This is a genomic window from Rickettsia endosymbiont of Proechinophthirus fluctus, assembly GCF_001602635.1.
GTDB classification, from domain to species: Bacteria; Pseudomonadota; Alphaproteobacteria; order Rickettsiales; family Rickettsiaceae; genus Rickettsia; species Rickettsia rickettsii.
Genome location: NZ_LECS01000004.1, coordinates 710,207 through 735,364, shown reverse-complemented (window position 1 = coordinate 735,364; position 25,158 = coordinate 710,207). Strand labels below are relative to the sequence as shown.

Sequence of the window (25,158 nt, the reverse complement as noted above, 5' to 3'; positions counted from 1 at the left end):
ATATAACTCAAAAAAATTAGTAAATTGGTTTGATAAAAACGATCAAAAAGGTAAATTTAAATTATGGACAATGAATAATGAAGAAAAATTTGCTTATGCTGCATATTTAGGATGCATAGGGTGGTATTATAGAACTTGGTCAAATCCTAAAAAAGTAATTGAATAGATATGAAAGCTAAGCAGGTATTTGATGAAGTGAAAGTATATGATTCCATAAAATGTAATGTAGTTTTCGGTTCGGCTATATCCAATATTCAGCTAGGAAATCTAGAAGAAGCAGAAAAAAATATCCAAATGATGGAAGATATGTTCAATCAAAATCTAGTAGATATCAAACTGACATAGCAACTATATTTTATGCAAAAGCTAAATTATTGAATATCTAAGGTAAAATTATGAAGCATGAAGAAGAATTGACGATACTATAAATGCTTGTATCGAAAACGGGATGAAACCTCAAGATTTATTTCTTACCGGTTCATATCTCATTAAATTAGATGTATTAAATAATCTTAAGAAACATCAGGCAGCTCTTTCTTTATTAGAAGAAGTATATGATATGAATAAGTCGAGTAAAAAAAGAGGCAAATCAAGTATTTGGACGAATTTTTACCCAAAAATCAAGAGCAAAACTAGGTTTAGGTGATGTTACCGAAGCTCTAGAATAAAAAAGCTAAAGCAATTTTTCTTAATGCTCCAACTAGACCTAACAAAGAGATTATTATATCACCGGATATAGATTTGGCAAAAACATTTGTTGCTGAAGGGGATGCACTAGTGTTACTTAATCAAAATGAGGAGGCGGTAGATGCTTATGCTACTGCTGAAAATATATATTGGAATAATTATAAGGAAAATATGAAAAATGTGTATGAAATAAGTAATATGTATTTTGCAGAGTTGTACTTGACCTAAGAAATTGTGGTATGAAAAATTCAGTAATAATCAGATAGAACAATTCGGTGCTGATCATCCGAATAGTATTAAAATTTTAAACCTTAAATGTGATGGTGCAAATTAGCTAGAATTTTTTCTGATTAGTGCAATAAAAAAACCGGACGCGGTAAGAATAATTCCAAGCCAAATAAAGCTTATCATTGGTTTGTAATATATTTTAGCATGGATTATATCGCCGTCTATATTACTTAAAACTGCGTAAAGATCATATAATAAGTAAGAGTATATATCACTTTCTTGCGATAAACTCTTTTCAACTATATAAAGTCTATTTTCCGGCTTTAATATGGTTATATTACGGCTATTATCCTCAATCCAAAATTCAGCGATTTGTCTATAATAATTTTTACCTTGAGCAAACTTAATATTTTGCAATGTTACTTTAAATTCGTTAAATGTTTTACTTGTTCCTACTCTGCTGGTAAAATCCATTTCACTTTGTAATAATGTATTCATAGTAATACTAAAACTAATTAGTGCAAAACCAAAATGCCCAAGGATCATACTAGCGTTACTTGCTTTAAGTCTATTTCTACAATAATTAGTTTTAACCAAAAGATAATGAATATTATGAAGCATAAGAAATATAGATGCGATTATAGTTAAAATCGATATAACACTAAATGTTACTTTTAATGATATTAAATAAGTAATTATTAGAGATAATATTAGAATTATAATATGTTTTTTAATAGAGCTTCTGGTAGTAAATAATCCTATGGTACCAAGAATAGGGATAACGAATATAATAAAATTATTAACAAAAAATGTTTCACTAATAATAATAGATTTATCATCGAATAAAGAGTAAATTGGCGGATAAAGTGTGGCAGCTATTAGCACAATAAGGCTAAGAAGGAGGAATATATTACCAAGGAGTATAGAGTTTCCACAATTCGTCATTGCAAAGCCACGAAAGTGGCTGTGGCAATCTCGGTTAGTTTTCTGAGATTGCTTCGTCAATGCTAATGCATTTCCTCGCAATGATGTGGTAGTATACCACCCAATACTACCAATCCCCATAATCAAAAATATCCCAAGCAAGTATATTCGTCTCTCAGGTGAGAATGCAAAAGAGTGAATTGAGGTAATAAAACCGGAACGTACTAAAAAAGCACTAAATATTACTAATAAAAAAGTAATGATGGATAAAATTACTGTCCAGTTTTGCATACGTCTGGTTTTTGTTGTTACAATTATAGAATGATGGAGCATAATTCCGGATAACCAAGGAAATAGTGAAATATTTTCTACCGGATCAAAAAACCAAAATCCGCCCCAGCCGAGTTCTCTATATGCCCACCAAGAACCAAGGCTAATTCCTATGGTAGTAAATAAGATACCGATATTGGAAAATGTTTTGAGAAGTCTTATGTCATTAATGGATTCCCGCTTTCGCGGGAATGACATAAGTGGGTATGAGAATGACATAGAGGCACAAACAATAGTAAACGGTACTACATAGCTAACATAGCCTAAATAAAGCAGAGGAGGATGGATGCTCAAAGCAATATCTTGTAGCATTGGGTTTAAGCCTAACCCTTCTTTAGGAACGAACGAAAATACGTTAAAAGGATTGGAGGTAAAGTAAATAAAGCTGCTAAAAAATAATTGTATGGCTGATAGAATAATAATAGATAAAAATTTAAGACGGTTATCTTCAAGTAAAAATATATAACAGCAACTAACGATTTGTAATAAACAAAACCATAATAACATTGAGCCTTCGTGGCTCGACCAACTACCGGCTATTTTATATATTAAAGGTTTTAAAGTACTGGAATTTAAGAAAACATTTTGTAGTGAAAAGTCAGAGATAATAAAAGTATAGACTAGGGTCAAAAAGGCAAGTATAGTACATGAGGCAGCTATGTAGAAGGGGTAAGTAATGAGGTAGTTGTCATTCCCGCGAAAGCGGCAATCCAGTCTATAAAATAGAGATTTTTTATGGATTCCCGCTTTCACAGGAATGACATAAAAGACAAAAGACAAACCGATAACCGACAAGTACATCGTTGTTAGTAGTAAAAAATTACCGATTTCACTCACTGCTTATTGTTGCCTCGGTAGTAGGTAATACGGTAATTTTTACGCTATCAATCTTATTGGCAATTTTCTTTAAAATGATTACCTTTAAATTAAATATTTCAATTACTTCCCCTTGATTTGGAATTCTAGCAATTTTATGGATTATTAATCCTGCTATAGTGTTTGCATCTTCATCCGATAAATTCCAATCAAGTTCTCGGTTAATATCTCTAATAGTCGTAGTTCCTTTTATAATGAACTCGGTATTAGACTTCTTAATAATTTCATTATTAAGTCTATCATGTTCATCAGTAATGGGTCCGACAATTTCTTCTATAATATCTTCAAGAGTAATAATACCTAGTAGAGTACCATACTCATCTACAACACAAGCAAAATGATTATTACGTTCTCTAAATGCATGTAGCTGGTCTACTACAAGTGCATTCTCAGGGATAAACCAAGGTGGAGTTAGAAGTTTATTAATATCAACTTTTTTTGCATCATTATTATTTTCGTATAATGCTTTAAGCAAATCTTTTAGATTGAGAATCCCTATTATATTATCTCTATTATCTTGCCACAAAGGTATACGTGTATGAGCACCCGATAATAAAGTTTTAATTATCACTTCATGAGGTAGGTCGATATTAAGGGCTATAATACTACTTCTGTGAGTCATAATTTCCGATACCGTCATATTACGTATATCTAATATCCCGCCGAGCATATTACGATCAGATTTATAAACTCCGCCTTCTTGATGGTAATGCTCAATCACGCCTCTTACTTCTTCCGTTCCTGATATTTGAGGATTTAAATTAATACGAAATATGAAGCAAAATATTTTTGTAATGTAATCAAGAGTAATATTAATAGGTTTGAAAAGCTTTAAAAATATTACGATAGTTGAAGCCATTTTTAATGCTAATTGTTCAGGTTTAGCAACGGCTATTGCTTTCGGTACTACTTCGGCAAAAACAATAATTATAAAAGCCATAACGCCGGAAGCAACAATGGGTCCATTATCTCCAAGAAAGCTAATAAAGAGAGTAGTAGCAATAGTGGTACAAACAGTATTGATTAAACTATTACCTATTAATAAAGTTCCTATGACCTTTTCTTTTTTCTTAAGAACCTCTAAAATTGTTTTAGCACGCTTATTACCGGCGATTTTAAGCTTATGAATCTTCCCTGGGGAAGAAGCGGTAATAGCAGTTTCGGTAGCGGCAAATAAAGCAGATAAGGCGATCATTATTATAATAACGATCACAAGTATGGTAGTCATCCTTTGTTAAAATATAAATTAACTATAAATAATTATATTAGTAATTATAGATTTTGCCTAATGTTTTTTTGTTATCAACGATTCCTTTTAGTATCTTTTGTTTTTCGGCTGTTAATAAGATTGTGAAATTTGTTATTTGTTGATGATGTCTTGCATGATTCGTGTCTAATCGCTATTGCTTGTTGCTGTATTAATAATGTATTAGCTTGAGCTTCCCTTAAATTTATACCTTGGTCTTTAGATTCTTCAGTAGTTAGAATTTTTTGCCCTTTAGAGAGTTTGATCGCACTATCGCATACGAAAACTCCGCAATCATATACATTCGCTTGTTGTTTGGTATTTAGGTCTGTTATTTTTGCATCGGGATAAATTTCGGTAATATATTCTGTTACTTTTGGTTGAGATTCCAATGGCTCACCATAGGGATCATTATACATAAAGTTTATATTACCTTTATCATCTTTACTAGCCATTAAGAGTAACCAATGTTTATGTCCTGTATTTAGTGGTATAATTGCAGGCTTATTATCTAGTATTAAATCCTCTACTGTAATACGAAGAGTATCTTTTAGTATTTCCGGCTCTTCTAAAGAGGCATGATGAAATATAGAGAACATATTCTTATCTATATTTGCTTCCAATATATTTTTTATATCATCTTCAGTGTATAAATAAGTAGGTTGTTTTATATTTCCTGTATTATAAACACCAACTTGATCTTCAGTATTTATAACCAGTGATGATTTTTGTTTAGGTATCTGCTGTTTTGGCTCTATTACTGGTTTGGCTAATTGTTGTTCTGCTTTTAGAGATTCCTTATACATTTCCTGTGGAATTCCTAATTTTCCCCATGGTTTTTGATTATTAGCGGGAACTTGCTGTTGCGGTGGATTTATAGAAGATGCAACAGTGGTTAGTGGTTCTTCTGTTATTGTCAGCTTTGCTTCCGTAGTTGGAGTTGTTGATTCGTGAGTTTTAGGTTCTTCTTTTTTGCTGAATATTGCTTCTTTAAAACTAGTTATTATATCTTTAAAATAGTTAAAAATTCTTTTAAAAAAAACTTGCGGTTGTGGTTGGTTTGCTTTTGGAGGTTCATATGATATTGTTTGTTCTACTTGTATATCCTTAGGTCTATCATTCATAACTTTCTTTGTATTAATAAAATGAAAGTCAATAGGATTTATATCAGTTTTACCTAAATCTTTTTGAAATTGCCTAGATATTTGTGATACATATTTTTTTAAGTTTTCAGCAGCATTATTTGCATCTTTTAAGATTTCATTAATTTCGAGTTTTAATCCGTAAATTTGATCTTCAGAGGTAATACCGAATTTAGCAGTGATAAGATTTGTTGCTTCGTCTGCAGAAAGAGGCCAAGTTTCTATAATCACTCTACCGCCTTGATTTTTAGCGTTTTTTATTATTTTATCTAGCTTTTCTTTATCAGGTATTGTACCGGAAAGTAATTGATCAATTTTACGATCAGATACAAGATTGTTAAAAACAGATGTTACTAAACTTATATCCGTAATTGTAGTGGCTTTATCTTTTGGTACTATACCATCGGCTATAGATAAATTTTGATCTACTTCATTTGTAAAAAAAACATGATCAACTTTTTTCATAATTTGCTTCCAATAAGCTTCTAGTTCAGAATTTTGGGGTAATGAATTATATTGATCAAAAGTAATAGTAGTTTTTATATTTAAATTTTGTAAATTAATTAAATCTTGTACCTTAAAAATGGGTTGTATATTATTGTTATTAAGTTGAATATTAAAAATCGGTGTTTTGCCCTTTTTGTGGGATTCTTGTAAGATCTCTGAAAAAATACGTTCTTTATCGGGTATATGTGATGCTTTATTAACCTCTAGCCGGATAATAGGCAGTTTATTTTGAGTTTCCTGCTTGTTTATTTTCTCTAATATCCGATCTTCATCTCCAAGCAACAGAGTAAATATAATAGGCTTAGCCATTACTAACCTTTATTAAAAGAATATTGGGTTCTGTGAAAATTTCTAATTGATTTGCTATTTTAAGATATTTTTGAGCAAAAATTATAAGGTTTTTGAAGGAATAGTTATTCATATTTCAAAAAAATCTTATAATTTGCAGCCAAAAAGAGCCAAAATTAAATCTTTTTAGAAATCTTCACAGAATCTACATATAATTATTAGAATTTTTGAGCTTTAAATCAAGCTATATTTAATAATCTGTGCTTTAGCTTATATAATTTATCCATTTTATGTGCTAATTCATGGTTATGTGTTACCATAATAATTGCGGTATTTTGTTCTTTTGCTACTTTTAAAAATAAATTAAATACTTCATTTGTAGTTTTGGGATCTAAATTACCTGTCGGTTCATCTGCTAAAATAATTTTCGGCTTATTAATTAAGCTCCGAGCTATAGCGACCCGTTGTTGTTCTCCTCCCGATAATTCTCCAGGCATATTATAGAGTTTTTTCCCAAGCCCTAAATCATCTAATATCTTTGTTGCATTTTCTATTGCTTCTTTTTGATCAAGACCACTAATAAGCCTTGGCATAATAACATTTTCAAGAGCAGTAAAATCTTTAAGTAAGTGATGTTGTTGATAGATAAAACCTAAATAATGAAGACGAATTAGATGATATTTTTGATACTTGCTATTTGGTATGATGACTTGACCTTTTGTAGGTTTATCAAGCAAGCCGGCAATATGTAGTAAAGTTGATTTGCCGCTACCTGAAGAACCTATTATAGCGATTAATTCACCTTCATTAACCGTTAGATTAAGATCATCTAGTACTCTAACAATAGTTTTACCTTGGCTGTAATGTTTTGAGATATTTTTTAAAATGAGGACTGTATTATTCATATCTTAGGGCATCCACGGGATTTAATTTTGAGGCTCTATAAGAAGGATAAATTGTCGCAAGAAAACACAATATTATAGATAAAGAGGTAATTAAAATAATATCCTCAGCTCTTACTTTTGAAGGTAAACTATAAAGAAAATAAATAGCTGCCTCGAAAATTTTAGTACCGGTTATACGCTCCAAATAATTCTTGATAGTTTGAATATTATAAGAAAAGGTAACACCAAGGATTACACCTAGTGTTGTGCCAAGTAATCCTATAAACATTCCGTTATAGATAAAAATAAGCATTATTTGCTTAGTGCTTGCTCCCATAGTTCTAAGAATTGCAATATCTGAAGTTTTATCTTTAACAAGCATAAATAAGCTTGAAATAATATTAAATGCGGCAACCGTAATAATTAAAGATAGAATAGTAAACATAGCCGTACGTTCAACAGCAAGAGCACTTAAAAATTGTGAATTTAAGGTTTGCCAATTAAATACATATAGGGTTGGACCTAAGAGTGATTGTATTTTATGTGAATATGTGAGAGCTTTATCGGGATCTAGACTATTAATTTCGATTAAATTAATATCGTTGCCGAGAGATAAGAAATTTTGTGCTGCGGTAAGCGGCATTAATATCGTTGTCAAATCATAATCATACATACCGCTATTGAAAATTACTATAACTTTAAATTCTTTTGATCTTGGCATACTGCCAAAGGTGGTAGAAACTGAATTCGGTGAAATTAATCTAATCTTATCCCCAACAGTTACGCCTAAATTGCTTGCTAATTGTTCTCCGAGTGCTATTACGTTTTTGCCGTGAAAATTATCAAAACTACCAAAATTTACATTTTTAAAAATTTCATTTCTTACACTTAGATCCTTTAATTTCATACCTTTAACAAGCACACCGCTATTATTACTTTTACCAAGAGCCAAAGCTTGACCGTGAGCAATGAATGTTACATGTTTTACATAATCTTGTTTTAGGAGTTTGGCTTTAATCTCTTCATAGTTATCAATACTACCACCTTGCCGATTTATCACTATATCCCCATTTAAGCCGATAATATTTTTAGTAAGTTCTATATGAAAACCGTTCATAACGGACATGACTACTATCAATGCTGCAACGCCGATCATGACGCCCACTAAAGAAAAGGCAGAAATAATAGAAACAAACTTTTCGTTTTTCTTAGCTCTAAAATATCTGAAAGCTATCTTGAAGATAAAATTGTTATTGATCATTTGTTTATTTTTTCTTACATCCGTTTCTAGGTTATTCCTGTGTGAATTAGCTTTTTTGTCATTGTGAACAGCCGTAGGTTGCGTGGCAATCTTATGAAATAATAACAAATTCCTGAGATTGTTTCGTCAACACTTACAGTTTTCCCTCGCAATGACGACACAATTGATGACATAAAAACATCTACACGTTACTAGAAATCTCAAAGATTTTATCATACTTAAATAATTTAGGTAATGCTACTAACCCAAATAGTGTCATACTGGATATAGTAATGCCAAGAGGAGTAAAAGTACCGTTATATAAAAATCCTACTAATTGCAGCCCAAATGCCGTTAAAATCAATCTAGCCACAGTGAAAATAGCCATCATACGAGCTTTACCGTCCGGAATAGCTTCTAAAAGCAATGGCCATAATATGTTAATCGGATATATCACGCCAAGAGATAATAATAAAGTAACTATTGTTATGGTTAAAGGATTATTAATATTATATACAACTAATATGCTATTGCCTAGTAGGAATAGTATTATAAATATAACTCCAAAATAGAAGCAATTTTTAATACCGAATTTTTTAAAGCAATAACCGCTTGAAAAGCTCATAATTGAGAATAGAGCTGCCATGGCTCCTTGATAAAATCCGAAATATTCTAAAGTTACACCTAAATCTTGCATATATAAAATAGGAGCAATCCCAATAAATATCCAATATCCTTGTGCAAGAAATATCATTGTAAGTATATAATATATAGCTTTTGGCGATTTGAAGATAGGTATATATTCTTTTAAAGAAGTACGTATTTTTTTATTAACTTCTCTTTTTGGAATAAATAATATACCAAGAATTAGGCTGATCAAACCTACTATAAGCAACACAACAAAATTGCCACGCCAGCCCCAAAATAAATTGACATAGCTACCTATAATTGGTGCTATTGCCATAGAAAGGGCAATAGTGCCGTTTAAAATGCCCATGAATCTTTGCTGTTCTTGTACCGAATAAATATCGGCAAGAACAATATATACTAGTACTGCAACCGATGATATCCCGCATCCTTGCAAAAATCTTCCAAATAATATCGCTGCATAATTATTTGCAAATACACAAAATAAAATACCAAGATTAAAAATCAGTAAACCGAGTATAATAATCGGTCTGCGTCCGTACCTATCTCCTAAATTACCGACTATAAGCGAAGTAATACAATAAGCAGTTAGATTAACACCAAGTAGTAACTCTGTCATAAAAGTTGAAAGGTTGAATGTATCTTGTATTTCAGGAAGACTTGGAATGAATAAATCTATTTCCGCTCCAGCGAGTATTTCCATGATGATTACGGTAATAATTAATTTCATAATTAATTGTTAGTTTGAGGTTATTTTAGCAAAGTATTATTGAAGCCGAAAGCCTTGCGCGATGTCATCCCTGCGAGGCATTGTTGCATAGATACCACATCGTCATTGTGAGCGAAAGTTAGTGAGCATGGCAATCTCAGGCATTCTTCCTAAGATTGCTTCATCAATTTATTATTGTAAATTTTCTCGCAATGATGGAAAAACCGATCCACGCAACAACATTTTTGCAGGAATGACATAAATAAGGACGCAGGAATGGCAGCAAAGCCACACAACAAATTAGCTTTCTATATTCTTATAGCTTACAATAATTAGTGTATTGTTTTACTAAAGAAAGAATAAATGAATACTTATGCTCGTCTAGCAATTTTTATTTATCAGGAGTATATACATGATACGATAACAGGAAGACTGAAAGGAAGTGCAAGCAGAAACTTTTAGTAATATATGTTAATAATAATGATGATTTCTAACATGTGGGACTATTAACAAAATAAATTTTAAAGCTAATTAAATTTATTTTTACTGCAAATTATAAGGCTTTTTTAAAATAGGATTAACTACTCCTTCAAAACTCTTATTAATTTTCGCTAAAAATTCTTTTTAATTATCAATTAAAATTATTTTGTTCCCAGTCCCCTATCAATTTTAAAAATTAATTAAAATATTACTGATTAATTCCTAAAGCTTGTTTTTGAGTATCGGTAGCATTCTCCATTACCCACTTTTGAACATCAGGACTTAACATATTATACTGATCTGCTGTTAAACTAGCAACCCAAGCTTGTTGATCGTCAGTACTCATAGCTTGTATTTGGGTTGTTGTAACTGAAGCTGGGGCAGGCATTTGCATTGATGAAGCAAATACTGAGCTCGCGAAAGTTAGAATTAATAAAATCTTTAATAAATTTTTCATTTTGTAAACCTTTTTTGTTTTGTAATTGCGATTATAACAAAGCTACGGCAGCTTTCAAGCTAAATTATATTAAACATTTAAATTTTTTATACTAAGGAACTTTTATTGTAATAAATATATCAATTATATACTTTATTGTCATTCCCGCGAAAGCAGGAATCTAGTAAAAAGCGTTCAGTATCATACCGTGGCTTGACCACGGGATCTTGTGTCACAGATTATGCCCTAAGATACCACACTCAAGTCGTGGTATGACATTGAGGTTGACTGGATTCCTGCTTTTGCAGGAATGACATACCCCTTTATATTGTTAACTGCTCTCTGCAAATATTTCGATAAATTTCTGAGTTTTTAGATAAATCATTATGTGATCCTTCAGCAACTACTCCTCCTTTATCTATGACTAAAATATAATCAGCTGATTCTATACTACTAATGCGATGGGCAATTGATATAATAATGTTCCCTCTCATTATTTTTTTTATAGACTCTAGTAATTTCTGTTCGCTCATCGTATCTAAAGCACTCATTGCCTCATCAAGAAGCAAAATTTGCGGCATGCGTAGTAATGCTCTAGCAATAGCTATTCGTTGTTTCTGTCCTCCTGATAATCTAACCCCTCTTTCACCGATTTTAGCATTTATACCGTCATGAAGTTTAGCAGCAAATTCTTCTATTCCTGTAATTTTTATTATCTCATTTATTTCGTCGTCGCTTGCTTCATTATTACCAAATATAATATTTGATTTTATAGTGCCGGAAAAAATGCTAGCCTCTTGAGGCACATAGGCAATTAATTTACGAATTTCAGCAGGATTTAAAAGAGTTATATCTTGATTGTTAATAAGGATAGTGCCGTTTTCTTGCCGGTAAAAACGCAGCAGTAACTGTATCACAGTACTTTTTCCTGCACCTGATCTACCTACAATACCAAGAAACTTATTGGCATTTATCTTCAAAGACATATTATTAATAATCCTTAAATTAGGTCTTGAATGATAGGTAAAATCAACATTTTTGAATTCTATCGAGATTGGATCGGAATTATTTAATTCTAAGTAATTATTATGTGCTATAGGTGTCTTATCTATAATTGTAATTATTCTCTCAAGGGCTGTAACAGGTAAATGCATTTCGCTTAGTAACTCAAAAATACCGCCACAGCTAACTCCGGCGATAATCGCATAATAAATAAACGAGATAATTTGTCCCGCAGATAAATGACCTTTCACTATATCTGAAGCTCCGATCCAAACGACTAAAGTAATCGCAAGAAATATAACGGCTATTGAAATCGCAAAGAATAAAGCACGAATTTTTAAACGGGTTTTGCAGTATATTAAATAGTTTTGTAATTTAGTGTCAAAATCGGCAATTTTGTTTATTTGATGGTTAAAAGCATAAATAGCTCTAATATTATTAAAAGTTTCATCAATATCCGATGCTAAAAGTGACTTAGATTCTAGAGCTTTTTTAGATAAAACCTTAACATGCTTGCCGAATTTAATTAAAGGAATTAATAAGATAGGAATGGTAATAATGACTATAGAAGCGAGTTTAAAGCTTTCAAAAAACATTAATGTAATGCTGCCAATTAGCATCACCGAATTGCGAATAAAAAAAGATAAGAAATTAACGATGAGAGTAGATATTTGATCTATATCATTTGTTAGGCGTGAAATTATATCGCCGATTTTTAGTTCTTCAAACTCTTCAATTTCATAATTAATTAAATTACTATAAGCTTCTTTTCTTATTTGATTAACTGCCTTTTCAGCAACATTATTGATAAAATATGAACGAAAAAAACTAGCAATACTTAAGATGATAATTAATAAACAAATATATAATATAGATTTATCAACCGATAAAATATGGTCTTTGCTCAAGCCTTTATCAACTAAATTTCTAAAAACACTACCGATTAGTAATAATGAAGCTGATACGCTAAGTAAAGAGATCATAACGATGATCAAATCTTTTTTATAGAACCTTAGATATTTAGCTAGTCTATATAAAAGTTTGATATCCATAAGAAAAAAATGTCATTGCGAGCGACTGTAGGTTTTGTTGCATGGATGTCAAATCATCATTGCAAGGAGCGAAGCGACATGGCAATCTAGAAAAATAACAAAAAAGTACTAATTTTAGCATTTTTTACTGGATTGCTTCGTCAATTACTTTGTAATTTTCTTCGCAATGATGATTTGGTAACCACACAACAATTCCAAAATATGGGGCGAGTGACGGGATTCGAACCCGCGACCCTCAGAACCACAACCTAATGCTCTAACCAACTGAGCTACACCCGCCATAAATTAACAACATAAATTTAGATTATCAGAAGGAGTTAGTCAAGAATATTTATTGTATTAACATATATTTATTTGACTTATATATTATAACTATATATAGTTACAACATGAATCAGTATATGAAACTTATAAATAAAGAAAGCTAAACAAAATCCTAAAGGACTCAGTTTCTCTGATTCATACTTTAATGACTAAGTGCGGTTGGGTTAAAGATAGGCAAAAAGGTAGCAATCAGATTTGGTACTTGCCCAAAGGAAATAGGTTATCTATTCACCCTTTTGGAAATATGGAAAAAGAATATCAAGTTTGACCATTTTTAAACTTTGCAAAAGGAAATGAAGATGAAAACAAATGATACATTTGATGGGTTTACTATAGAACTTTTTAAAGATATGGATGGAGATTGGCTAGCAAGGTTTGAAGAGCTACCGAATGTATCAGCTTTTGGTAATGCACCTGAACAAGCACTGCAAGAATTACAAAAAGCTTGGACTTTAATGAAAGAAAGTTATATAAGTCATAATCAACCTATCCCCTTAGCTCCGTCTAGGAAAGAGTATAGCGGACAGTTTAATGTTAGAGTAGATAAACGTGTGCATCGAGCTTTAGTACTTGAAGCACTTAGAGCAAAAATTAGTTTAAATGCTTTAGTATCTCAAAAATTAACTTTATCGGTAAAACAATGAAAAAAAAAGCAGTTATTTTATTAAGCGGTGGACCTGATTCTACTACGGTTCTTGAGATAGTTAGCAAAACGGATTATGAAATTTATGCTCTAAGTTTTAATTATCATAGACGCAATAGTCTAGAAGTCCAAAAAATCCAAGGATTAATTAAAGATTATAATGTAAAACAACATAGGGTTATTAATATTGATTTGCAGTCATTTATCGGTTCTGCATTGACTGATGATAATATAGATGTACCAAAATTTAAAAACACAGATCAATTACCAAGTGACATACCGGTTACTTATGTACCGGCACGTAATACAATATTTTTAAGCTATGCACTAGGAGTTGCTGAGATTATAGGAGCTAGAGATATTTTTATTGGGGTACACACTAATGATTATACTAACTATCCTGATTGTCGTCCTGAATATATAAAATCTTTTGAAGCAATGGCAAATTTAGCAACTAGGGTAGGAGTAAATGGAGAAAAAATTACTATCCATGCTCCTTTAATAAATATGACCAAAGAGCAAATAATTAAAAAAGGGCTTGAGCTTGGAGTAGATTATAGTAAAACAATATCATGTTATGATCCAACAGAAGACGGTTTATCTTGTGGTCAATGTCTATCATGCATTGTACGACTTGATGCTTTTAAAAAGAATAATGTACAAGACCCGATTCAGTATGTATCATTATAGATATATACTCATAGATAAAATTAATAATAAAATAATATGAAGTAAATTTGTATCCAAGGTGGAAACCGTTGTTCACCTTGTATACTCATTATTTAAAAATCTTCTGTATAATATGAATATGCAATATTTATATTATACAGAAAAGTAGTTAGTATATATGATAAATAGAGGACATTTATATGCCCCTTTTCCTGTGCTTGATTTAAACGATATAGTTTTACGCGAGTTAGTCGTGGAGGATGCACAAGATTATTTTAATTATATGAGTAAGCCGGAAATGGCTATTTATATAACTGATAGCAATAGGCCTAAAGACGTAGAAGAAGCCGGAGAGGAAATACGTTATTGGTCTAGTTTATATAAAAATCATAGAAGTTTTTATTGGGGAATTGCCATTAAAGACGATAATAAATTAATAGGTACTGCCGGTTTTAATATAATAAATCTAGAGCATCATAGAGCAGAAATAAGTTATGATCTAGATCCTAATTTTTGGGGTCAAGGTATGATGTTAAAATCTATAAAGAATATTTTAAAATTTGCTGATTATATTGGTATTATAAGAGTACAAGCAACAGTAATTACTGATAATTTTCGTTCAATTAATCTTCTTGAGAGATGCGGTTTGGCTAGGGAAGGAATTCTTAAAAAATACGAAATAGTTGCAAATGAGCATAAAGATTATTATATATACGCAAGAGTACTATAATAAGAATTGTTAAAATAAACATAAAAAAGAAAGTTAATGGTAGTAGAAGCTGATAAAAAAGCATTGGTTTGTTCGTTTTGTAGTAAAAAACAACATGAAGTAAAAAAACTGATAGCAGGTCCTGCAGTATTTATTTGTGATGAATGTATAGATTTATGTACAGATATTATGAAAGAAGAAAATAAAGTTGCTTTAAAGCAAATTACTTCTTCAATTCCAACGCCGCAAAAAATATGTGGCATTCTAAATGATTATGTAGTTGGCCAAGATCAAGCGAAAAAGATTTTAGCAGTAGCGGTTTATAACCATTATAAGAGGCTTGAATATGTACAATCCGGCAATAATGACGTTGAGCTTAATAAGTCGAATATCTTACTGATCGGTCCTACTGGTTCAGGAAAAACTGTACTTGCTCAAACGCTTGCTAAAATTTTAGACGTACCTTTTACTATGGCGGATGCTACTTCTTTAACGGAAGCCGGGTATGTCGGTGAAGATGTTGAGAATATATTACTACGTTTATTGATAGCATCTGAGTTTAATGTAGCAAAAGCACAAAAAGGTATAATTTATATTGACGAGGTTGATAAAATTGCCAGTAAATCGGAGAATCCTTCTATTACACGGGATGTATCGGGTGAAGGAGTACAGCAGGCATTACTTAAAATTATGGAAGGAACAGTTGCTTCCGTGCCTCCTCAAGGCGGTAGGAAACACCCACAACAAGATTTCGTACAGTTAGATACTTCAAATATCTTATTTATTTGTGGTGGTGCTTTTATGGGGATTGATAGCATTATAACCTCAAGAACTAATCATAGTTCTATAGGCTTTGCAGCTAACGTAAATATAGATAAAGAGAAAAATAATAGTGAGATTCTTAAATCCCTAGAGATTGAGGATTTAACTAAATTCGGTTTAATTCCTGAATTTATCGGTAGATTACCTATCGTTACTACTTTAGATGAGTTAGACAAAGAAGCTTTAATTACAATTTTAACTAAGCCTAAGAACGCCATAGTAAAGCAATATCAGAAACAATTTGAGCTTGATGATGCTGAGCTTGTAATTGATGATTCAGCCTTAGAAACTATTGCCGAAAAAGCTCTAGCTAAAAAGACGGGAGCAAGAGGACTTCGTTCAATACTTGAGCATCTTTTGCTTGATAGTATGTATAAAGTTGCCGAGCTAAAAAAACAGCGTGTTACTATTACAAAAGAGGTAGTTAACGGCTTAGTCGAACCGATAATGACCTCTCTCATTTCTACAAAATCAAACAAAAAACAACCGATTATTGCAGATATACCGGCGTAAATATTATTTTTTCTCTATGTCATTCCCGCGTAGGCGGAAATCCAGAAGAATAACTTCAATATTGATGTAAGAAGTGAGACATGTGATAAAGTAAACCTATACAACACAAGTTTTTTATATGTTTTACTGGATTCCCGCCTACGTGGGAATGACATAAACAAGCCTGCAACAAGACCTACGACTGTTCACAATGATGGGTGGGTATCCACACAACAATGCCAGCTTGACCACAGGACAATACTAATTTAGTATAAAATTTATCATAAACTAGTATTATAGCGGTTTAAATACCATTAAGAAAAAAATAATACTCAAACTGATAAATACCGGCCAGCCTAGGTAGAATCATAATTTAAATAATTTATAATATTTTTCTGGTAGGGGAGTTCATGGTTTTAATGCTTCAAGTGCCATATTTTGTAGTGGAATTTGAGTCCATACCACCAGAAGCCAACAACTACCGGCGATGATGTATCTACTATAAGTTAAGGTAAGTCATAAATCAAAATAATTATAGCCAAGCATATTTACTAATATTATGCCGCTAACCGGTTGAATTATCACAGTTGGAGTAGTAAAAAGAAGATCAGCTATTGTAGTGCGAGTTGCATATGCCGTTGCATTCAAATCACCGGTTTTTTATTTGCCACCACATAAAAAAAGCAGTACCAAATAAAGTGGTAGAGCTAATAATATGCATAGTTTTTATAAAAAGATAATCCATTATTTATCTCGTTCTATTGCCATGAATACTAAAGTAAGTAATATTACTGGAATATTTTTAAATATCGGCCAAGCAGATCTAGCCACAATATTGGCTTAAGATATGTTAATAGTAGAGTATAAGCTAGTATTAATAAAATTTGTAAACTACATATCCTATTTATTTTATTTTTTAGTATCTATCATGGATGGAAGAGTACTGCTATATGTTCGGCAATAGCCACACTGATTTTGGATTATATCTGTTTTTATTTTCGTAATCCAGCATTAGGATTTTATGAAGATCCAATGTTTTATGCATCAACTTCTATTAAATTCATGCGTCTTGCTTCTTTATATTAGTATCAACATATTACGGCAATAAAGTTATAGAAAATATCACCAACAAAACATTAACTAATGATGTGTTTTTTCAAAAGTTTTACTATAATGATGCGGCAAGATTGACCGTAGCGATAGTACCTTGAATAATGTTTGAGTCTATTAAAGATTTAAATAGTATAGCATCATCTTCTATTATTAGGGTATCAGGTATATTGTCTTTAACCATTTTAAGTCAAATTTCTCTATGGTTACAATAACAACCGAGTTCACCTGCCGTTAAAGTATGATTTAATATTTTGCTATCGGAATAATAATTTATATTTTCCGAAGGACAAAGTACAGTATAACCGTTATTAAGGGATAAAAGAGTAGGGTTATTTTTTACATCTAATCCGGTAAATCTTTTGCCCCCTGAATCTGTTATAGATAAATTATAACCGTCTACTGCACTAAACCTTTCATAGAATAAATTATTATTGTCGAATTGTTTACTAATATTGTTATATCTATCAGTGCTGCGTAGGTTTACTATAAAAATTTTAATATCTTTTTATTCAAGTGGAGCAAGAACCTATTTGATAAGTTTTTAATAAAAAGTAATGATAAACAAATAAATAATTGATATTATAAAAATAGTTTTTAATTTGTATTTAATAAAGGTAATTATTTTCTGAAGCCGGTATATATATCTTATAATATTTTTCATCATCTTTATCAACAAAAATAATATTATTATATAAATCTTCTTCTGAATAATCTTTAGCAAATATTACTGAATTAGGGTTTACATCCCGCTTACTACTTTTTTATACAGCGACAATTTATGAAAAATCGATTTTTCTTGCTATGCAGCCGTCGTTCTCAGGATCTTCTATACCGTTAGAGACTAAGAAACAAGCAAAATACGTTTTGTTCGGATTGTATTTTGAGGTTTATATTCAAGTACTGATGTCATTAGTACAATACATATAATATAAAGGTATTCTTATATAAGATGATCTATATAATCAAAACCTATAGATATGTTATAATTTTCTAGCTTTGGTCTAACCGATTCACTGGTAAAAAATATCTTTATACTATCTTTATTACTAATAGTTCTTTGACCAAAAACACTATCAATAATAAGGTCATAATTGTTATGATCTATAACAATTGTTCATCCGTTTTCTTCAATGATTTCTTTTATCATCGGTAGCTCGTCTATTGTAAAGCCCGGCCACATATTAATAAAACTCATCCTTATAGCATGTTTGTTTTCTTTTTTAGAAGCTTCAATCTTATATGCTTACACGTAGTAACAATATGGCTATACACATTATGGAAAGTTTTTTTAACATTTAAATTACCTATTACGAGAAAAATTTATTTATAATTTTTCTGCTATTTTTGGTGGATTTTCTGCGTCCACTTCAATAATCTCAGATTTAGAGGAAACGATTTGATAACGCTCTAAGGTAGCCGGCATAGCTTTATTCCCTGAATCAATACCGAGTTTTTGAATATTCTTTACTCTTGACATAAAATTACGATTAAACGAGGCAGCAAATTTATCGTAATTAGTAACCATATTATGCAGGTTATTACCGATCTTTTGAGAATAATCTGCCATAGTACCGATGGAGCTTAATAGCTTTCTCACTTCTTCAATGATTACCTTATAATTTTCTGAGCGGCGATGATCGGTAATTTGAAATTTTGCAAATGATAGCATATTCATAAGTCCGCTAGGTCCTACTGGAAAGATATTACAGCCCCAAGCTTTTTGTAAAAATTCAGGGTCGGCTGCAATAACTTTCTCAACCGCTTGTTCAGTCGGCAAAAACATTAAAGTAATAACATTGTTAAAGCTCTGATCCTTTTTGTTTAGATTAGTTAAAATATTTGCGGCATATTCTTTATTCGCCAAAGATTTTAAATGGTAATTCATAGTTTTATTAAGACTCATGTTATTATCTTGCTCGTCTACAAGAAACTTTGAAGCTTTAGAATCAATAACCATTAAATTACCGGAAGGAAGAAAAATGAGCGCATCAGGTCTTAGCTTTCCGCTATCTAATGTCGTTAGACCGTATTGCATAATGAAATCTAAATTAGGACGTAAGCCCGAAGATTTTAAGATATTCTCAAGGGTAATCTCAGCAAGTAGTCCCGCCCCGATCGGAGAAAGTAGAGACTGTTTTATCAAATCAACCGTACCTTTTGATTGCTCTATATCTTTATTTAATGCTCCCACCATCGTAATTAACCGTTCAAACTCACTATTAAATTTTCCTGAAGCAGTAGCGATATTTTTCTCGGCTAGCTCTCTTGCCGCCGTGTTTTCCATTTTATGTATTGCTATTAATTGTTTAGACAAATCTTGACCTAAATCAAATAATGCAGCTTTAGCCGATGAAAATGACTCTTCTCTTATTTTTTCTGAATCCTTAATAGTCTGTGCTTGATATTCTATTTTACACTGCAATTGCTCAATTTTCTGTAAATATCCTATCTTTTCTTGATTTAATAATTGGTTGTTATTGCTAATTTCTAGATGCTGCTCTGATAAAAATTGTAGCTGTGTCCTTAAGGTTTGAGTTTTTACATAAAACCAAATTATTAGCGCTAATAAAATAAGTAGCGTAGTTATAATAGTGGGTAATAAATAAGGCATAGAATGAAGCAAAGTTTAATGTTAAATAATACTAAAGTACCGTATAATTTGCACTAATTATTTTGGCATTGCCTAGAAAAGGTTGATATAGTCATTGTGAGTTACTGCAGGTGTTGTTGCATGGCTCGTTTTATGTCATGCCTGCGCAGGTCTTGTTGTGTAGACCTAAAAACCCGTTCAGTGTTATGCCGTGGCTTGGACCACGATATCCAAAAATACAACTTAAAATACTAAAATTTTAATGTTTTAAACTGGATCCCGTGATCAAGTCGCGGGATGACAATTAGGAAACGGGTCCACGCAACAAAGCATTCCCGCTTTCATGGGAATGANNNTAAACTATAAAACAACTTTTTCTAGGCAATGCTCAATTTCAATACTACAAGTAAGACTATTTCGATATTAGCCTATAATATTTTTATAAACTTATAGAAATATAATAATGGATAGGTTATATAAAAAGCAAGTTGAAGAATATCTAACAAATTATGGTAAGCTTGTATTTATAAGCGGAGCAAGGCACGTAGGAAAAACTACAATATCAAAACAAGTGATTAAGCCTAATCCTAATTCAATTTACCTCAATTGGGATTATCTAGAAAATAGAAATAAAATCTTAAACAAACACACTGAACTTTTTAAAAATCTACTTTCTACTATATCCGATAAGAAACCGTGCTTAATATTAGATGAAATTCATAAATATAAAGATTGGAAAAATCTTGTAAAAGGATTTTATGATAAATTCGGAGAAAATATTGAATTTATTATAACAGGTAATGCCAAATTAAATATATATAAAAAAGGCGGTGATAGCCTAATGGGACGTTATATAAGTTTAACCGTGCATCCGTTATCGGTATCTGAAATAGCTAAAAATTTTGATAATGACATTGATTATATAAAAAGCCCCAAAAATATCACTATAGATGAATTTGAAGCTTTAATAAATTTTGGAGGATTTGCAGAAAGTTATTTAAAAGCAACTGCTAAATTTCATAGAATATGAGTAATCAAAGATTCGAGCAATTATTTAGAGAAGATGTAAGCAATACTGAAGATATCAACAATATTTATGCGTTAGAATTACTTGCTAGCATTATAAATGAACAAGCCGGCTCATTAATAAGCTATACAAACCTTGCTAACAAAGTTAGAGTTTCAGACCAAACAATAAGAAGATGGCTCTCTTTGCTAGAAAAGCATTATTATTGTTTTGCTATCAAACCTTGGTCTAAAAATGTTGTAAAAAGTTTGATAAAAGAGCCCTAAATTTACCTTTGGGATTGATCGCAAATAAAAGATATAGGAACGAGATTTGAAAATCTTGTAGCTTCTTACCTTTTAAAAGCCGTATATTTTTGGAACGAAACAGGGCTTAGTGATTTTGGTTTATACTATCTGCGTGATAAACAAAAACGTGCAGTCGATTGAGTAATAACAAAAGATAACCAACCTTGGATTTTAGTGGAAGCAAAAGTAAGTGACTCAACCGTTTCTTCAAGCTTAAAATATTTTTATGCATTACTTAACCCTGAGTTTAGTTTTTAAGTAATTCAAAATAAACAAGCTATTTCAGACTCTTGCTTTGATACACCGGGTTTTGGATAGTACCGGCTATTACTTTCTTAACTTGTTTGATATGAATTTTTGCAAAAAAGGTAATCTAGGCAAATGTAAATCATATGACTATTTCGTTGCTTATATCGAAATAGTCATTACCAATTCGATATTTAATGATAAGCTGTATCCTCGCACATACCACTAAATGTAGCTGAATTCACTATATTCACTTTATCTTCTAGCGGTCCGAGTGGCTGAGCCGGTTTTAACAATTCCGGTGTTAATATAAATTTAGTTTTTTTCTCGATATTCGATAAAAAAGGTAAATGTAAGCTATGAGGGCTGTATATTATTGCATATTTATCCCATTCTAGATATTGTCTATTCAAATTCTCTTTATATTCAGATGGCCCATATACTTCTATACTACCAAATTTATATTTTTTTAAAGGATATAACTCATAATCATAAAAAAAATCATTTGGATATTTATTACGCATACTTTGATTAAAATGAACAAATTTATCATTTTCTTTATGAAATACGAAAATATCTAGGCATCTTTCTCCGCAAATTACATAAATTTTATTATGTTTAACATGATATCCTAATTGTTCAAATTGTGGTAATATTTGTTGTAAACGTATTTCGTCTTCATGCATAATGCCGATATCTAAATCATCGTCAAAAGGAATTATGCCTTGATGTCTAACGGCTCCAAGCAGAGTGCCGCCGTCTATCCAATAATTAATATTATTCTTACCAAGTAGCTCATGAGTGTCTTTCATTAACTGATAAAGGGCAATAGCTTTTTTCTCGCTAATCCTGTATTTTTTTACTTGTTCATCACTTAAGGTTACATATCGCCAGTCATGTTCTAGTAGATAAGCATAACACAATATACCGACGAAAATAGTAAGGATTGAGCGTAAAATATTTTTAAAGGATAATATTGACTTTAATTTTATCACCTTGAATCTTAAATTACATTTCCCCTGCTGATATAATATTTTTAATCTATATAAAACAACCGGTTATGACTTTTTTATCTCAATTTGTTTAACAGTTTATTCTATCCTCTAAAGGACTAAAAGGCTGAGCCGGTTTTAACAATTCCGGCGTTAATATAAATTTAGTTTTTTTCTCGATATTCGATAAAAAAGGTAAATGTAAGCTATGGGATTGCTCTATCACTGCATACTTATCCCATTCTGGATATTGCCTATTTAGATTTCCTATAGGATCAGTGGGACCGTAAACCTCTATACTACCGAATTTATATTTTTTTAAAGGATATAATTCATTATCATAAAATGCACTCTTCGGATACTTATTTCGCACCGCTAAATTAGTATATATAAATTTGTTTTGTTCTTTATGAAAAATGAAAATATCTAAACAAGCTTTTTTGCATATATTATAAGCTCTCTTATAGGAAACAGTATAACCAAGTTGTTCAAATTGCGGTAATATTTGTTGCAAACGTATTTCGTCTTCATGCATAATGCCGATATCTAAATCATCGTCAAAAGGAATTATGCCTTGATGTCTAACGGCTCCAAGCAGAGTGCCGCCGTCTATCCAATAATTAATATTATTCTTACCAAGTAGCTCATGAGTGTCTTTCATTAACTGATAAAGGGCAATAGCTTTTTTCTCGCTAATCCTGTATTTTTTTACTTGTTCATCACTTAAGGTTACATATCGCCAGTCATGTTCTAATATATAAGCATAAAAAAATATCCCGGCAAATATAATTAATATTAAACCTATAATATTTTTAAAGGATAATATTGACTTTAATTTTATCATCTTTCATCTCAAATTGTATTTCTTCTGCCGATGTGACGTTTTTTAAATCTTCTGCTAATTCTGCAGATAATACTATGCCGCTAACTTCAAGCAATTTTATTGGAGCTTTTATAGATAGATTCTTCTCAGCTTTGAATTTTCTGACGATATCTAGTATTTCAAGCAGCCCTTCTGCTCCTTTTGCATTGATTTCATAATTTAAGTCACTGTAATTAACCCAGCTACCTTTAACATGAATAGAATTTTCACTATATAATATTTGGTATAATTCTTCGGTAATATGCGGCATGAAAGGTGCAAATAGTTTCAGTAACGTTTGCATAACATGATATAAAGTTAATATGCTACTATATTGTCCTTGTGGATTTTTGTGTTCCTCATCATAGCTTCTTGTTTTGCTTATTTCTAAATAATTATCACAAAATATCACCCAAAAGAATTTTTCCGTCAGATGCATAGCATTTGCATATTCGTAGTTTTGTAACTCATTTGTAGCTAGCTTAACTAATTCCACTAGCTTATTAACCATCCATTTATCAAACTCGTTAGTGATTTTTTCTTTAATATCGAGTAAACTCGCTTTTTTATCTTCACCTTTTAGTTTATCAAAATGTATAAAAACAAATTTAGCGGCATTCCATAGCTTGTTAACAAGCCTTTTGCCGTTTTTCATAACGTCTTCAGAATAGGCGGTATCAGCACCTAGCTTTGAATTTGCCGACCAATAACGTATCACGTCGGAACCATATTGTTCTAACAGTTTTTCAGGAACTAAAACATTGCCCTTAGATTTTGACATTTTACTTCGATCTTCAGCTAAACACCAACCGCTTATCATGATGTTTTTCCACGGCAAAGTATTTTGGTGTAAATGAGCTTTTAAAATAGTATAGAACGCCCAAGTTCTGATAATTTCATGTGCTTGAGGTCTTAAATCCATCGGAAATAATTTATCGTGCCTATCTTTATTAACAGCGAAATCGTCAGAAATCCCATGAGTAGAAAGTTGAGGCGAAACGGAACTTGTTGCCCAAGTATCCATTACGTCATAATCAGGTTCTACTTCTTCTTTACTATAACCCATAGGTAAATCTTTTAACGGATCGATAGGTAGCTGTGTAACATCGGCATATAAGATTTTTCCTTCCTCACCTACTCTTTTAGAGTACCAAACAGGGAAAGGCACACCAAAATAACGCTGCCTACTTATACACCAATCCCAACTAATGGCATTAATCCAATTCTCTAAACGAATCTTCATATTTTTAGGATGCCAATTTAACTCATTCGCTCTTTTAAGCAATTCTTCTTTATGTGATATAGTTTTAACGAACCATTGCGGTACAGTTAGTATCTCAAGAGGAGCACCTGATCTCTCGGCACATTTAACAGTATGAGAGATGTCTTCTTGTGTAATAAGCAACTCTTGTTCTTTTAAAATATCTATTATTTTTGTTCGAGCTTCTTTAATTTTCAACCCATCTATAGAAGTGTCATGTTGGAAGTCTATTGTACCTTTTTTAGTGATAATAGTTTTTAAAGGTAGATTATGCGTCTTCCACCAAGTAATATCCGTTTGATCACCAAACGTACAGCACATTACCAGTCCCGTACCTTTATCTTGTCGTACTAAAGGGTCAGCAAGCAGTGGAACTTGCTCATTAAAAAGTGGGGTTATAGCTGATTTACCGGCTAGATGCTTATAACGTCCATCGTCAGGG

At 31.5% G+C, this 25,158-nt stretch carries 26 protein-coding genes, 1 tRNA gene and 1 pseudogene; 11 read left to right on the top strand and 17 right to left on the bottom strand.

The genetic code is table 11. The features are described 5' to 3' along the window. The first annotated feature begins 168 nt into the window (after positions 1 to 168). The 3 genes from BG75_RS05785 (at position 169) to BG75_RS10155 (ending at position 915) form a co-directional block, all read left to right on the top strand. Complete coding sequence (locus BG75_RS05785; RefSeq protein WP_252903690.1) at positions 169 to 345, top strand: hypothetical protein; 177 nt, start codon at positions 169 to 171, stop codon at positions 343 to 345. Positions 346 to 448: 103 nt separating this feature from the next. After that, entirely contained in the window at positions 449 to 646 is a 198-nt protein-coding gene (locus tag BG75_RS08825; protein ID WP_062811749.1) for a hypothetical protein, read from the top strand. Between the two features lie 95 nt (positions 647 to 741). Then, positions 742 to 915 carry a hypothetical protein gene (locus tag BG75_RS10155; RefSeq protein ID WP_196242465.1) on the top strand — a complete coding sequence of 58 codons (174 nt, stop codon included), beginning with the start codon at positions 742 to 744 and terminating at the stop codon, positions 913 to 915. A 102-nt stretch (positions 916 to 1,017) separates the two neighbouring features. Here BG75_RS10155 and BG75_RS05775 read toward each other — a convergent pair whose 3' ends face one another. From BG75_RS05775 to BG75_RS05735, 9 genes are all read right to left on the bottom strand, one after another. Further along, a complete protein-coding gene (locus BG75_RS05775) occupies positions 1,018 to 3,006 on the bottom strand; it encodes a heme lyase CcmF/NrfE family subunit (protein ID WP_084777243.1) in 1,989 nt (662 codons plus the stop codon). Beyond that, positions 2,999 to 4,273: an HlyC/CorC family transporter gene (locus BG75_RS05770; protein WP_062811747.1), complete on the bottom strand. Its 1,275-nt coding sequence runs from the start codon at positions 4,271 to 4,273 to the stop codon at positions 2,999 to 3,001. The genes BG75_RS05775 and BG75_RS05770 overlap by 8 nt, the downstream gene beginning before the upstream one ends. 74 nt (positions 4,274 to 4,347) lie before the next feature. After that, complete coding sequence (locus BG75_RS05765; RefSeq protein WP_062811746.1) at positions 4,348 to 6,249, bottom strand: Ulp1 family isopeptidase; 1,902 nt, start codon at positions 6,247 to 6,249, stop codon at positions 4,348 to 4,350. 218 nt (positions 6,250 to 6,467) lie between these two features. Continuing rightward, on the bottom strand, positions 6,468 to 7,133 hold the full coding sequence (locus tag BG75_RS05760) for an ABC transporter ATP-binding protein (RefSeq protein ID WP_062811745.1): 666 nt from the start codon (positions 7,131 to 7,133) through the stop codon (positions 6,468 to 6,470). Further along, positions 7,126 to 8,373 carry a lipoprotein-releasing ABC transporter permease subunit gene (locus BG75_RS05755; protein WP_062811898.1) on the bottom strand — a complete coding sequence of 416 codons (1,248 nt, stop codon included), beginning with the start codon at positions 8,371 to 8,373 and terminating at the stop codon, positions 7,126 to 7,128. Before BG75_RS05755 ends, BG75_RS05760 begins: the two co-directional genes overlap by 8 nt. A 181-nt stretch (positions 8,374 to 8,554) precedes the next feature. Then, positions 8,555 to 9,730: a multidrug effflux MFS transporter gene (locus BG75_RS05750; protein WP_062811744.1), complete on the bottom strand. Its 1,176-nt coding sequence runs from the start codon at positions 9,728 to 9,730 to the stop codon at positions 8,555 to 8,557. Between the two features lie 667 nt (positions 9,731 to 10,397). Then, positions 10,398 to 10,646: a DUF2673 domain-containing protein gene (locus tag BG75_RS05745; RefSeq protein WP_062811743.1), complete on the bottom strand. Its 249-nt coding sequence runs from the start codon at positions 10,644 to 10,646 to the stop codon at positions 10,398 to 10,400. A 302-nt stretch (positions 10,647 to 10,948) separates the two neighbouring features. Beyond that, positions 10,949 to 12,679 (bottom strand): ABC transporter ATP-binding protein, encoded by a 1,731-nt coding sequence (locus tag BG75_RS05740; RefSeq protein WP_062811742.1) that lies wholly within the window; start codon positions 12,677 to 12,679, stop codon positions 10,949 to 10,951. Between the two features lie 202 nt (positions 12,680 to 12,881). Continuing rightward, positions 12,882 to 12,958: transfer RNA gene (locus BG75_RS05735), tRNA-His, on the bottom strand. 190 nt (positions 12,959 to 13,148) lie between these two features. Here BG75_RS05735 and BG75_RS10725 point away from each other — a divergent pair. From BG75_RS10725 to clpX, 5 genes are all read left to right on the top strand, one after another. Next, entirely contained in the window at positions 13,149 to 13,271 is a 123-nt protein-coding gene (locus tag BG75_RS10725) for a type II toxin-antitoxin system HicA family toxin (RefSeq protein ID WP_156468982.1), read from the top strand. A 31-nt stretch (positions 13,272 to 13,302) separates the two neighbouring features. Next, positions 13,303 to 13,647: a toxin-antitoxin system HicB family antitoxin gene (locus tag BG75_RS05730; RefSeq protein WP_062811897.1), complete on the top strand. Its 345-nt coding sequence runs from the start codon at positions 13,303 to 13,305 to the stop codon at positions 13,645 to 13,647. Then, positions 13,644 to 14,336, top strand: coding sequence for a 7-cyano-7-deazaguanine synthase QueC (gene queC / locus BG75_RS05725; protein ID WP_062811741.1), 693 nt, complete (start codon positions 13,644 to 13,646; stop codon positions 14,334 to 14,336). Before BG75_RS05730 ends, queC begins: the two co-directional genes overlap by 4 nt. A 157-nt stretch (positions 14,337 to 14,493) precedes the next feature. Further along, complete coding sequence (locus BG75_RS05720) at positions 14,494 to 15,045, top strand: GNAT family N-acetyltransferase (protein WP_062811740.1); 552 nt, start codon at positions 14,494 to 14,496, stop codon at positions 15,043 to 15,045. A 36-nt stretch (positions 15,046 to 15,081) separates the two neighbouring features. Then, positions 15,082 to 16,359, top strand: a complete 1,278-nt coding sequence (clpX, locus tag BG75_RS05715) for an ATP-dependent Clp protease ATP-binding subunit ClpX (protein ID WP_062811739.1) — start codon at positions 15,082 to 15,084, stop codon at positions 16,357 to 16,359. 495 nt (positions 16,360 to 16,854) lie between these two features. Here the strand turns inward: clpX and BG75_RS10150 are convergent, their stop codons facing one another. Beyond that, positions 16,855 to 16,986 carry a DUF2269 family protein gene (locus BG75_RS10150; protein ID WP_012262556.1) on the bottom strand — a complete coding sequence of 44 codons (132 nt, stop codon included), beginning with the start codon at positions 16,984 to 16,986 and terminating at the stop codon, positions 16,855 to 16,857. Positions 16,987 to 17,262: 276 nt separating this feature from the next. On the opposite strand from BG75_RS10150, the pseudogene BG75_RS10840 reads away from it, so the two are divergent. Beyond that, a pseudogene (locus BG75_RS10840) lies at positions 17,263 to 17,546 on the top strand (hypothetical protein); the annotation flags it as partial. Here BG75_RS10840 and BG75_RS10405 read toward each other — a convergent pair. The 4 genes from BG75_RS10405 to BG75_RS05705 form a co-directional block, all read right to left on the bottom strand. Continuing rightward, positions 17,507 to 17,632 (bottom strand): hypothetical protein, encoded by a 126-nt coding sequence (locus BG75_RS10405; RefSeq protein WP_305140739.1) that lies wholly within the window; start codon positions 17,630 to 17,632, stop codon positions 17,507 to 17,509. The pseudogene BG75_RS10840 and the gene BG75_RS10405 overlap by 40 nt on opposite strands. A 6-nt stretch (positions 17,633 to 17,638) precedes the next feature. Then, complete coding sequence (locus BG75_RS10145; RefSeq protein WP_252903745.1) at positions 17,639 to 17,902, bottom strand: hypothetical protein; 264 nt, start codon at positions 17,900 to 17,902, stop codon at positions 17,639 to 17,641. 489 nt (positions 17,903 to 18,391) lie between these two features. Beyond that, positions 18,392 to 18,502, bottom strand: coding sequence for a hypothetical protein (locus tag BG75_RS10140; RefSeq protein ID WP_252903744.1), 111 nt, complete (start codon positions 18,500 to 18,502; stop codon positions 18,392 to 18,394). A gap of 273 nt (positions 18,503 to 18,775) precedes the next feature. Further along, positions 18,776 to 20,062, bottom strand: coding sequence for a DNA recombination protein RmuC (locus BG75_RS05705; protein WP_062811738.1), 1,287 nt, complete (start codon positions 20,060 to 20,062; stop codon positions 18,776 to 18,778). A gap of 442 nt (positions 20,063 to 20,504) precedes the next feature. Between BG75_RS05705 and BG75_RS10135 the strand changes: the two genes are divergently transcribed. Further along, positions 20,505 to 21,071 (top strand): ATP-binding protein, encoded by a 567-nt coding sequence (locus BG75_RS10135; RefSeq protein ID WP_252903689.1) that lies wholly within the window; start codon positions 20,505 to 20,507, stop codon positions 21,069 to 21,071. Beyond that, positions 21,068 to 21,334: a DUF4143 domain-containing protein gene (locus tag BG75_RS10130; protein WP_252903688.1), complete on the top strand. Its 267-nt coding sequence runs from the start codon at positions 21,068 to 21,070 to the stop codon at positions 21,332 to 21,334. The genes BG75_RS10135 and BG75_RS10130 overlap by 4 nt, the downstream gene beginning before the upstream one ends. Positions 21,335 to 21,795: 461 nt before the next feature. Here BG75_RS10130 and BG75_RS05695 read toward each other — a convergent pair whose 3' ends face one another. From BG75_RS05695 to BG75_RS05685, 3 genes are all read right to left on the bottom strand, one after another. Continuing rightward, the gene (locus tag BG75_RS05695; RefSeq protein WP_062811737.1) at positions 21,796 to 22,596 is read right to left on the bottom strand and encodes a LicD family protein; all 801 of its coding nucleotides are present in this window, start codon (positions 22,594 to 22,596) and stop codon (positions 21,796 to 21,798) included. A gap of 88 nt (positions 22,597 to 22,684) precedes the next feature. Beyond that, positions 22,685 to 23,437 (bottom strand): LicD family protein, encoded by a 753-nt coding sequence (locus tag BG75_RS05690; RefSeq protein ID WP_062811736.1) that lies wholly within the window; start codon positions 23,435 to 23,437, stop codon positions 22,685 to 22,687. After that, a partial coding sequence (locus BG75_RS05685; protein WP_252903687.1) for a valine--tRNA ligase occupies positions 23,406 to 25,158 on the bottom strand: 1,753 nt, incomplete at its 5' end. The genes BG75_RS05690 and BG75_RS05685, both read right to left, overlap by 32 nt.